Genomic DNA, 10,524 nt, shown 5'->3' on the forward strand with positions numbered 1-10,524 from the left:
CGGTGTCCCGCCTGCCCGGGCCACGGTCAGGCGTCCGCCGCGACCGTCGCACCGGCCTCACGGCGCGCCGACAGGTCGGCCAGCCGCTCCGCGATCGTCTGCTGCACGTCGGGCCCGGCGAACATGAACAGCGCCTCGCCCAGCTCGCGTCGGTCCGACCACCGCGTCGTCGTGCGGAACGCGTGCGCGGCATCCGGGTCGGCAGCCTCGAGCACCGTGCCGATCGCCCGGTAGGCCTCGAGGTCGTCGATGACGTCGGCCAGGGTCGACTCCATGCCGATGCGGGACGGGGATGCCGGCGGTGCGGCATCCACCGTCTCCCACTCGTGCGCACCCGAGCCGACCTCGAAGGACCGGCCGTCGGGCAGCACGACGACGGCCGTCGTGTTGGGCGGCACGGTCGCCGTGAACCGCACGACGCCGCTCTCGCGCGACCAGCCGGAGCGGGCCGTGCCGTACGGGGTGAGGTGCTCGGCCGATGCGGAGTCGAACTCGGCGAGCGGGCGCGGCTCGATGCGCAGGCGCGCGTAGCCGGGCGCATCGGGGGCGAGCCCGGCGACCACGCGGTGCAGCCAGTCGCCGATCGCGCCCAGCGCGTAGTGGTTGAACGACGTCATCTCGCCCGGATTGATGGTGCCGTCGGGCAGCATCGAGTCCCAGCGCTCCCAGATCGTGGTGGCGCCCATCGTCACCGGGTACAGCCACGACGGGTTCTCGGTCTGCACGAGCAGGCGCCGCGCGGTCTCGAGGTGGCCGGTGCGGGTGAGGGCGTCCTGGATGATCGGCGTGCCGACGAACCCCGTGCCGATGCGGTAGCCCGACAGGCGGGTGAGCTCGGCGAGCCGGTCGCCCAGCACTGCCTGCTGCTCGGCCGGGGCGATGTCGAACGTGATCGCCATGGCGTACGCAGTCTGCGCGTCCGACATCATGCGCCCGGCAGGCGTGACGTACTCGGCGAGGAAGGCCTCGCGCACCTCCTCGGCGACCGCGGCGTACTCGCGCGCGTCGGCGTCGTGGCCGAGCAGCGCCGCCGCACGGGCAACGGCATCGGCCGAGCGGAACAGATACGCCGAGGCGACGATGTCGGCGTCCGTCTTCGCCTTGGCCGCCTGCTCCGGCGGTGCGTCCGGGTCCAGCCAGTCGCCGAACTGGAACATGCCCTCCCACAGCCGTCGCGGACCGGCCAGGCCGATCAGCACATCGGCCCAGGACTTCATGCTGTCGTACTGCCGTGCGACGGTCGCTGCGTCGGCGTACCGCTCGTGCAGCACCCAGGGCACGATCGTGGCGGCATCGCCCCACGCGGCGGCGGGGCGCGCGACGCCGAGGGCGTTGGGCACCACGAACGGCACAACCCCGTCGACCTGCTCGAGCGCGAGGTCGCGCAGCCACGAGTCGAGGAAGCCCCGCACGTCGTACAGGAATGCGGCCGTGGGCGCGAAGACCTGGATGTCGCCCGTCCAGCCCAGGCGCTCGTCGCGCTGCGGGCAGTCCGTCGGCAGATAGAGGAAGTTGCCGCGCAGCCCCCACACGATGTTCTCGTGCAGCTGGTTGACGAGCGGGTGGGATGCCTCGAACCAGCCGGTGCGCTCCATGTCGCTGTGGATCACGACGGCGGTGACGGCGTCCGGGTCGAAGTCTCCTGGCCACCCGTCGATCTGGGCGTAGCGGAAGCCGTGGAACGTGAACTCGGGCTCCCACTCCTCCACCCCGTCGCCGGCGAGCGTGTAGCGGTCGGTTGCGGCGGCCGCGCGCAGCGGGCGCGTGCCGAGCTCGCCGTGCTCGAGCACCTCGGCGTGACGAAGCGTGATCTCGGTGCCGGCCGGGCCGGACACGCGGATCCGCAGCCGGCCGACCAGGTTCTGCCCGAAGTCGAGCACGGTCTTGCCCGCAGGGGTCGTGATGACCTCGCGCACAGCGAGCTCGTCGAGCCGTCGCACGAAGGGCGACACCCGGGCTTCGGGCGTGTGCACGGGTTCGCACTCGACCGCCCGCCCCCAGGCGAAGGCGTCGTACCCCGGTTCGGCGAAACCGCGGCCGGCGTCGTCGACGAGGTCGCGACGGGCGTCGTGGTCCTCGCCGGCGTAGAGCCCGCTCGCCGTGACAGGGCCGGTCGATACCTGCCACGAGGCATCCGTCGACACCCACTCGGCCGCGCCGTCGGCGTACTCGATCAGCAGCTGCGCGGCGAACCGGGGTTGGTCGGCATAGAGCGGGCGGGCGTTCTCGCGGAATCCGAAGTGCTCGGTCGCCCAGGCGCCGGCGAGGCGCACGCCGATCGCGTTGCGCCCCTCGGCGAGAAGGGCCGTGACGTCGGTGGTCTCGTGGATCAGGCGCTTCGGGTACGGCGTCCACCCGGGCTTCATCACCTGGTCGTCCACGTCGACGCCGTCGATCGCCACCTGGTACACCCCCAGGGCGGTCGCGTACAGCGTGGCTCGCGCTACCTGGCCGGTGACCTCGAACTCGGTGCGCAGGTACGCAGGCTGCGCGGTCTCGGAAGGCGAGGGCAGGCCGATGGTCTTCGCCTGCCACTCCCCCTCGGCGAGGAACCCCGCGACGACGCGGGCCGGAGCGCTCCAGTCGCTGATGGCTCCGTCCAGGCCCGACACCCGTACACGCAGCGACACCTCCTCGCGCGGCGCCAGCGGTGCGAACGGCCAGGGGACGCGCGTCGAGCTGCGGCCCTCGACCACGTGCGTCGAGACCTCGCCGCTCCGGGTGAGCTCGATTTCGGCCGACGCCTGCAGCCAGTCCGCCCTGTCGGTGTCGGTGCGCCACCCGATCTCTGGTGACGGCGACGCGACGGTGGCGCTGCGGTACGGCGCGTCGATGATGATGTGGGGAACGGTGCTCATGGCACTCCTTCGTGCGTGTCTGGGTCTGGGCTCGGCGCGGCGCGCCGTGGTCAGGTCCGCGCCGGCGCGAGCGCCTGCGCGATGCGGGGCTCGGTCACCACGAGCCGATGGCTGCCCTGGGCGAGTTCTTCGCGCCCCGTGGCTCCGTCCACGGTGACGACGGATCCCTCGGTGACCGGGAGGTCGAGCACCGCACGGGAGCCGAACGGCACGTCGAGGATCGCCTCGAAGACCCCGTCGACGACCCGCCAGTCGATCGCCAGCCGGCCCTGCGGGGTTCGGATCGACGCGGAAGCGTGGTCGAGGCCGCTGGCCGGCCGCGGCGCCACCCGGACTGTCCGGTACCCCGGGTCGGCGGCATCCGGAGCGAGGCCGGCAACGGTGCGATAGACCCAGTCGATCACCGCGCCGTACGCGTAGTGGTTGAACGAGAGCATGCTGCCCTCCTCGCGAGCCGACTCCTCCGACGGCAGCGCGTCCATCGCGCCGGAATGGATGCTGCCGTCGGGCAGGATCGCGTCCCAGCGCTCCCACACCGTGGTCGCGCCGCGGTCGACCTGGTAGAGCCAGGACGGCGCCTCGCGGCGCAGCAGCATCAGGTACGCCTCGTCCAGGTACCCGGCGTTCGACAGTGCGAACAGCACGAGCGGCGTGCCGAGGAACCCGGTGGCGATCCGGCCGCCCTCGCGACGCACGTTCTCGGCCAGTCCCGCGGCGATCTCGTCGCGGCGTGCGACCGGCGCGATCCCGAACTCCAACGCCATGGCGGCACCGGACTGGGTGAGGATCGCCTCCTCGCCCCAGCGCTCGAACGTGGCCGCGCCGACGCGGTCGGCAAGGTTCTCGTACTCCTCGGCTGCGTCAGCGTCGCCGAGGACGCGCTCAGCCCGCGCCAGCAGCCGGGCCGAGTGCGCGTAGAACGCGTTCGCCACGAAGTCGGACGAGACCTTCGCCTCCCACGGACGCTCGCCGGGGGCATCCGGGTCGAGCCAGTCGCCGTACTGGAACTCGCCGCCCGGCAGCACGACGTCGTCGGCCGCTCGACGCCGCAGGTGCTCCACCCACCGTCGCATGCTGCCGCGCTGCCGCGCGAGGACCTCGTCCGAGCCGTACGACTCATAGACGGCGAGGGGCACGATGGTGGCGGCATCCGCCCACCCGGCCCGCCCCATGTTCTCGGTCGGCACACCGCCCATCAGCATGTCCTGCGGGCGGATGATGTCGGGGACGACCGAGGGCACACCGCCCTCGTCGGTCTGGTCGATCTCGAGGTCGCGCAGCCACGACATCCAGAACGACTCCGCGTCCATGAGCGTGTTGGCGGTGGCGGCGAACGCCTGCGCGTCACCGGTCCAGCCGAGGCGCTCGTCCCGCTGCGGGCAGTCGGTGGGGACCGACACGAAGTTGTCGCGCTGCGACCAGAACACGTTCGAGTGGAACCGGTCGAGCGCCTCGTGCGACGACGAGAACGTGCTGCGGGGGGCGAGGTCGCTCGAGATCGCGACCGCGGTCGCCGAGACGACCTCGGCGCCGTCGACATCCGCGTACCGGAACCCGTGGAACGTGAACGCCGGCTCGAGCGTGTGCTCGCCGTCGCGGTCCAGCGTGTAGACGTCGGTCGCCCTCGCCGAGCGCAGCGCCTTGACGTGCAGGTCTCCCGACGGCTCGAGCACCTCGGCGTGCCGCACCGTGACGACGTCGCCGGCGCGGCCGCGCACGGTGAGCCGCACCCACCCCGACACGTTCTGGCCGCCGTCGAGCCGGGTCCGGCCGTCATGCGAGGACGCCGTCATGGGCAGTTCGGCGACGACCCGGACAGGAGGCGCCGAGCGCGGCTCGAAGCGTGCCTGGTCGACCTCGACGACGGATGCCGCCGTCCACCCGCCATCCGCGAACCCGGGGCGGTGCACGCCGGGGTCATCCAGACGCAGGTCAGTGACGGTGCCGTCGTAGATGCTGGCGCTGCGGATGGCGCCGAAGCCGGCCTGCCACGAGGCATCCGTCTTCGCGACGATCTCGCCGTCGGCCTCGATCTGCGCGAGGGCGCCGGTGCGGTCGCCGTAGATCGCCTGCCGACGGGCGAACCCGAAGCTTCCCCGGTACCAGCCGTCGGCGACGGCCAGCACGACGACGTTGACTCCTTCGCGCAGCAGCGCGGTCACGTCCAGGGTGTCGACGAGGACGCGCTCCTGGTACGACGTCCATCCCGGCGTGAGCAGCGCGTCGGTGGCGCGCACGCCGTTGATCCAGGCATCCACGAGCCCGAGGGCGCTGAGCCGCAGGCGCGCCAAGGCGGGCACGCGATCGAGGAGGAACTCCGTGCGCAGCAGCGGGACGGGGCCGTCGGCGGGGGTGTCCCGTCCGATCACCGCGGCGACGAGGTCCGGACCGTCGACCCCGGCCTCGACGACGAGCGGCGGGCTCCATGCGCTCCAGCCGGCGGTGGTGGCCACCCGCACCGAGAAGGCCCGACGCTCGCGCGGAGCGAGTTCGCCCGGGATCTCGACGCCGGTGGTGCGGTGCCCCGCCACCGCGTCGAGGGGCTCCAGCTCCCCCTCGGGAGCGCCCGAGGCGATCTGGTAGCCGATGAGGTGCGCTTCGGGGTCGTCGGTCTCTGCACGCCAGCTCAGGCGCAGACCCCGCAGGGGCACGCCCAGCAGGCCGGCGCCGTGCTGCGTGCGCAGACCGACCACGCGCGTGGCGGCATCGCAGGACGAGGAAGTGGGGAGGGATGCCGTCATGGCCGGGTCCTTTCGGCGGAGCGGCCGCTTCGCCGCCCGCCCCACCATCGTGAAACGATTCACGGTTGCGTGTCAACAGATGCGTAGACCGTTACACGATCGTGATAGACCGATCTACATGACCTGTTGACCTCTGGTGGTGAATCGCCGTACCGTACCAGAGTTGAATGGTTTCAATGCTCGGCATCGATCCGTACAGCACAGGCATCAAGGAATCCGGCAGCGTGGACGGACTCACCGTCCAGCTTTACAAGGAGGTAAAGATGAAGAGCTCCCCGACCAGGAGAGTGCTCCTCACAGGCGCGGGCATCGTGGCGCTGGCCCTGCCACTGGCCGCATGCAGCGGCGGCGGCGGATCGAGCGACGGCAAGATCGAGATCAGCTACCTGACGCAGAGCGACGACGCCAACACGAACCAGGCGAAGGCCCTCATCGCCGCCTTCGAGAAGGCCAACCCCGACATCACGGTCAAGCTCGAGACGCAGCCCGGCGGCACCGAGGGCGACAACCTCATGAAGACGAAGCTGTCGACCGACTCGATGAACGACGTCTTCCACTACAACTCGGGGTCGCTGTTGCAGGCCCTGAACCCCGACCAGACCCTCGTCGACCTGAGCGACCAGGACTGGGTCGACGGCCTCACCGACGACTTCAAGGCGGTCGTCTCCACCGACAACGGACTGTACGGCGCTCCCTGGGGAACGTCGTTCGCCGGCGCGGTCCTCTACAACAAGAAGGTCTACGAGAAGCTCGGGCTCGAAGTCCCGACGACGTGGGACGAGTTCATCGCCAACAGCGAGAAGATCAAGGCCGAGGGCGGCGGCGTCGCCCCGATCCTGCAGTCGTTCGGCGACACCTGGACGAGCCAGCTCTTCGTGCTCGGCGACTTCGCGAACGTCTCGGCCGTCAACCCCGACTGGGCCGAGGAGTACACCGCCAACGACCCGAAGGCCAAGTATGTCGAGGAGCCGGCGTTCGCCGGATTCGCGCACGGCGCCGAGGTGTTCGAGAAGGGGCTGCTCAACGAGGACTTCGCGTCGATGACCAACGCCCAGGCCATGGGCGCACTCGCGACCGGCGCGGGCGCGCAGTACCCCATGCTGTCCGCGACGATCTCGGCCGTGCAGCAGGACTATCCCGACAACGTCAACGACATCGGCGTGTTCGCCCTGCCCGCCGCCGACGCCGCCGACACGTCGATCACGATGTGGCAGCCCAACGCGATCTACATCGCGAAGTCGACCGAGGGCGACAAGCTCGAGGCGGCCAAGAAGTTCGTGGCCTTCGCGAACTCCGATGAGGGCTGCCAGGTGCAGAACGAGGGTGGCTCCATCGCAGGCCCGTATGTCACGAGCGCGTGCACCCTGCCCGATGACGTGCCGGACCTCGTGAACGACATCCAGGCGTACTTCGACTCCGGTAAGACGGGATCGGCCCTCGAGTTCCTGTCCCCGATCAAGGGCCCGAACCTCGAGAACATCACCGTCGCGGTCGGCTCCGGTATCACCTCGCCCGAGGACGGCGCCGCGCAGTACGACGAGGACGTGAAGAAGCAGGCCCAGCAGCTGGGCCTCGAGGGCTGGTGATCCGCACCCGGATCCGCTGAGATCAGGTACCCAGGGGCCGGCGGGCGGCACGCCGCCGGCCGGCCCCGCTTCACAAAGGAGTGATCAATGACGACCGCAGTAGCCCCGACCGGGGCGGCCCCGCCGACGACGACGCCGCAGGAGCCCGCGCGCAAGCGCAAAGGCATCCGCAGCCCCTACCCGAGCTGGTTCTACATCCCGGCCGCGGTGCTGTTCATCGTGTTCTTCGCCGTCCCGACCTTCGCGTCCTTCTACTTCTCGCTGACGCGCTGGACGCTGTTCGACGTCCAGTTCATCGGCTTCGACAACTTCGTCCAGTTCTTCCAGGAGCCTCAGCTGGTGCAGGGCTTCGTCAACACCTTCATCTACGGGTTCGTGACCTCTGCCGCGAAGGTCGTGCTGGGACTGGCGCTGGCACTGCTGCTCACCGGTCCGACGCTCGGCCGCGGCTACCTTCGCGCCGTCGTCTTCTTCCCGGTCCTGGTCTCGACGATCGGCGTGGGCCTGACCTTCAAGGCCCTGCTCGATCCGTTCCACGGCGTCGTCAACGCCGTGCTCGGATTCTTCGGCCTCCCCGAGCCGGGGTGGTACACCGACCCGAGCCTGGCGCTGCTGACCGTCGCCGGGGTGGACATCTGGAAGGGCGTCGGCATCGCGACGCTCATCTTCATGGCCGGCATCGTCGCCATCCCCGCCGAGTACTTCGAGGCGGCCCGCATGGACGGCGCCGGAGCCTGGTCGGTGTTCCGCAACATCACCCTGCCGCTCGTGCGCCCCGCCACCGCGACGGTGATCATCCTGTCGCTCATCGGAGGCCTTCGCGAGTTCGCCATGATCTGGGCGATGACCAAGGGCGGACCCGGGTTCTCCAGCGACGTGATCGCGTCCGTCATCTACAAGCAGTACCAGGCCGGCTTCTTCGGCCTGTCCACGGCCGGCAACGTGATCCTGTTCGTGGTGGTCACCGCGATCATGGTGCCGGTCTCGTGGTTCCTGAACCGAAGGGAGGCGGACCTGTGACCGTCACCGAGACCCGGACCCTCACGACCGCCGACGCCCGCGGACTCCGCGGCCGGCGCCGCCCGAGGGAGGACCGCCGCCCCATGACGGTGCGCCGCTGGATGCGGCAGTACCTCGTCGGCATCATCGCGATCATCGTGTCGATCGTGGTCTTCCTGGTGCCCTTCATCTTCGTGTTCCTGCAGGCGTCGAAGTCGTCGCAGGAGGCGGGCCTCATCGAGTTCAGCCTTCCGACCGAGTGGCAGTTCTGGCCGAACTTCGTCGAGACGGTGCAGAAGAACGACTACCAGGTGCTGTGGGCGTTCCTGTGGACGACCGTCATCACGGTGTTCAGCTGCGCGATCATGGTCGTGTTCGCGGCGATGGTCGGCTACGTGCTGCAGCGCAAGCGCTCGCGACTCAACCCGATCATCAACTTCTTCGTGCTGGCCGCGCTCATCGTTCCGCCCGCAGTGGTCCCCACCATCTGGGTCCTGCAGACCGTCGGCCTGTTCAAGACGATTCCCGGCATGGTCCTGATCGAGGCGACGTTCGGGCTGGCGTTCTGCATCCTGCTGTTCCGCGCATTCGTCGCCACGATTCCGAAGGAGCTCGACGAAGCGGCGATCATCGACGGCGCAGGACCCATGCGCCTGTTCTTCACCGTCGTGCTGCCGCTGCTGAAGCCGGTGATCGTCACGGTCATCGTCGTGCAGGCGGTGTTCGTCTACGGCGACTTCCAGAACCCGCTGTACTTCCTGCCCGGGAACGATTACCCGACGGTGCAGCTGGGCCTGTACAACTTCCAGAGCCAGACCGTGAGCCAGTTCAACCTGCTGTTCATGTACATCCTGCTCACCACGATCCCGCCGCTGATCATGTACATCTTCTTCAACCGGCAGATCGTCGCGGGCATGACCAGCGGGGCCATCAAGGGCTGATGGAGCAGCACGAGCGGGCGCTCGCCGCGTACGTGGACTCCGTCCGCGGCGAGCCCGGCGCCCTGGGCGTCGTCCTGGTCGGCTCGGTCGCTCAGGGCAGGGAGCGCCCCGGCTCCGATGTCGACGTGTACCTCGTCGTGGACGACGAACGCTTCGCCACCGAGACCGGTCGGGGCCGCTTCGCCTGGGTGGAGCGTCGGGATGCCGACTATCCGGGCTCGTACATCGACGTCAAGCTCGCCAGCCCGTCGTACCTGACCGCAGCGATCGAGCGCGCCGACGACCCGACGCGCGCGTCCTTCCTCGGCGCGCGGGTCGCGTGGAGCGAGCTGGCCGACCTCGGGGCCACGGTCGCACGGATCGCGACGCTTCCCGACGATGCGTGGGACGGGCGCATTCGTTCCCACGTCGCCCAGGCACGCTTGTACGGCGCCTACTTCCTGCGGCAGGCGACCGAGCGGGGCGACGGGTTCCTGCGCCGGCATGCCGGTGTGCATCTGGCGCTGTCGGCCGCACGCGCGGCGCTCGCGGCGAACCGCATCCTGCTGCCCGGGCCGAAGTACATCTCGGAGCTGATGCGTGCGGCTTCGACGCCCGCGGGCTTCCTCGCGGCCTGGGAGCTGGTACTGGACGACCCCGACACGGCGTCGGGCGCCGAGCTCCTGCGGGTGCTGGACGCCTGGCTGGGCGACGGGCTGCTCCCCGACGACGCGCTGTCGACCTTCATTCGCGACAACGAGCTGCACTGGCTGCGAGGAGGCGTTCCCGCCGAATACTGGTGAGCGCTTTCCGACTTGCGAAGGAACGCGTCGCCATCTATCGTTGAAACGATTCACGAACGGATGCCTCCGCACCGCATCCCCGTCCTACAGGAGTCACCGATGACGAGCACCACCGCGACGACGCGGGTCTGCTTCCAGCTCGTGGTCCGCCCCGAGCTGCTCGACGAGTACATCGCCCGGCACACGCCGGTGTGGCCCGAGATGCTCGCCGAGATCGCCGCGGCGGGCCGACGCAACTACTCGCTGTTCCTCGGCGAGGGCGGGCGGCTCATCGGGTATTACGAGACCGACGACGACGCGGCAGCACAGGCGTACCTCGCGAACTCCGAGGTCGCCGCCCGCTGGGAGGCCGAGATGGCCCGCTTCTTCGTCGGCCTGGACGGCCGGCCCGACCAGGCGGCCACACCCCTCACCGAGATCTTCCACCTGCACGACCAACTGACCGCGGCGCAGGCTGCGGCCGCCGCATCCGACACCCCGCACGAGAACGAGAGCACCGCATCATGACGACGCTGTCACCCGACATCCTGTCCGCCCTGGAGGGCCAGGGCATCGAGCTGCCCAGCTGGGCGTTCGGCAACTCCGGCACGCGCTTCCGCGTGTTCACGACGCCGGGC

General features: G+C 69.9%; 7 protein-coding genes. 5 read left to right on the forward strand and 2 right to left on the reverse strand.

Features of this window, described 5'->3' with window-relative positions; genetic code table 11:
• Positions 1-26: 26 nt before the first annotated feature.
• Both ACTHNQ_RS09635 and ACTHNQ_RS09640 read right to left on the reverse strand, forming a co-directional pair.
• Entirely contained in the window at positions 27-2,858 is a 2,832-nt protein-coding gene (locus ACTHNQ_RS09635) for a family 78 glycoside hydrolase catalytic domain (RefSeq protein ID WP_440333169.1), read from the reverse strand.
• Between the two features lie 50 nt (positions 2,859-2,908).
• Positions 2,909-5,599 carry a family 78 glycoside hydrolase catalytic domain gene (locus ACTHNQ_RS09640; protein WP_440333170.1) on the reverse strand — a complete coding sequence of 897 codons (2,691 nt, stop codon included), beginning with the start codon at positions 5,597-5,599 and terminating at the stop codon, positions 2,909-2,911.
• A gap of 176 nt (positions 5,600-5,775) precedes the next feature.
• Between ACTHNQ_RS09640 and ACTHNQ_RS09645 the strand changes: the two genes are divergently transcribed.
• From ACTHNQ_RS09645 to ACTHNQ_RS09665, 5 genes are all read left to right on the forward strand, one after another.
• Positions 5,776-7,185, forward strand: a complete 1,410-nt coding sequence (locus tag ACTHNQ_RS09645) for an ABC transporter substrate-binding protein (RefSeq protein ID WP_440333171.1) — start codon at positions 5,776-5,778, stop codon at positions 7,183-7,185.
• Positions 7,186-7,272: 87 nt separating this feature from the next.
• Entirely contained in the window at positions 7,273-8,205 is a 933-nt protein-coding gene (locus ACTHNQ_RS09650; RefSeq protein WP_440333172.1) for a carbohydrate ABC transporter permease, read from the forward strand.
• 83 nt (positions 8,206-8,288) lie between these two features.
• Entirely contained in the window at positions 8,289-9,125 is an 837-nt protein-coding gene (locus ACTHNQ_RS09655; RefSeq protein ID WP_440333175.1) for a carbohydrate ABC transporter permease, read from the forward strand.
• Positions 9,125-9,907: a nucleotidyltransferase domain-containing protein gene (locus ACTHNQ_RS09660; protein WP_440333173.1), complete on the forward strand. Its 783-nt coding sequence runs from the start codon at positions 9,125-9,127 to the stop codon at positions 9,905-9,907. The genes ACTHNQ_RS09655 and ACTHNQ_RS09660 overlap by 1 nt, the downstream gene beginning before the upstream one ends.
• Before the next feature lie 99 nt (positions 9,908-10,006).
• Positions 10,007-10,414, forward strand: coding sequence for an L-rhamnose mutarotase (locus ACTHNQ_RS09665; RefSeq protein WP_440333174.1), 408 nt, complete (start codon positions 10,007-10,009; stop codon positions 10,412-10,414).
• The last annotated feature ends 110 nt before the right edge of the window (positions 10,415-10,524 follow it).

The organism is Microbacterium sp. (assembly GCF_051953575.1).
In the GTDB taxonomy this organism is placed as follows: Bacteria; Actinomycetota; Actinomycetes; order Actinomycetales; family Microbacteriaceae; genus Microbacterium.

Coding starts and splice junctions, on each gene's coding strand:
- ACTHNQ_RS09645 (WP_440333171.1), top strand. CDS start 5,776: ATGCTCGGCATCGATCCGTACAGCACAGGCATCAAGGAATCCGGCAGC.
- ACTHNQ_RS09665 (WP_440333174.1), top strand. CDS start 10,007: ATGACGAGCACCACCGCGACGACGCGGGTCTGCTTCCAGCTCGTGGTC.
- ACTHNQ_RS09655 (WP_440333175.1), top strand. CDS start 8,289: ATGACGGTGCGCCGCTGGATGCGGCAGTACCTCGTCGGCATCATCGCG.
- ACTHNQ_RS09635 (WP_440333169.1), bottom strand. CDS start 2,858: ATGAGCACCGTTCCCCACATCATCATCGACGCGCCGTACCGCAGCGCC.
- ACTHNQ_RS09640 (WP_440333170.1), bottom strand. CDS start 5,599: ATGACGGCATCCCTCCCCACTTCCTCGTCCTGCGATGCCGCCACGCGC.
- ACTHNQ_RS09660 (WP_440333173.1), top strand. CDS start 9,125: ATGGAGCAGCACGAGCGGGCGCTCGCCGCGTACGTGGACTCCGTCCGC.
- ACTHNQ_RS09650 (WP_440333172.1), top strand. CDS start 7,273: ATGACGACCGCAGTAGCCCCGACCGGGGCGGCCCCGCCGACGACGACG.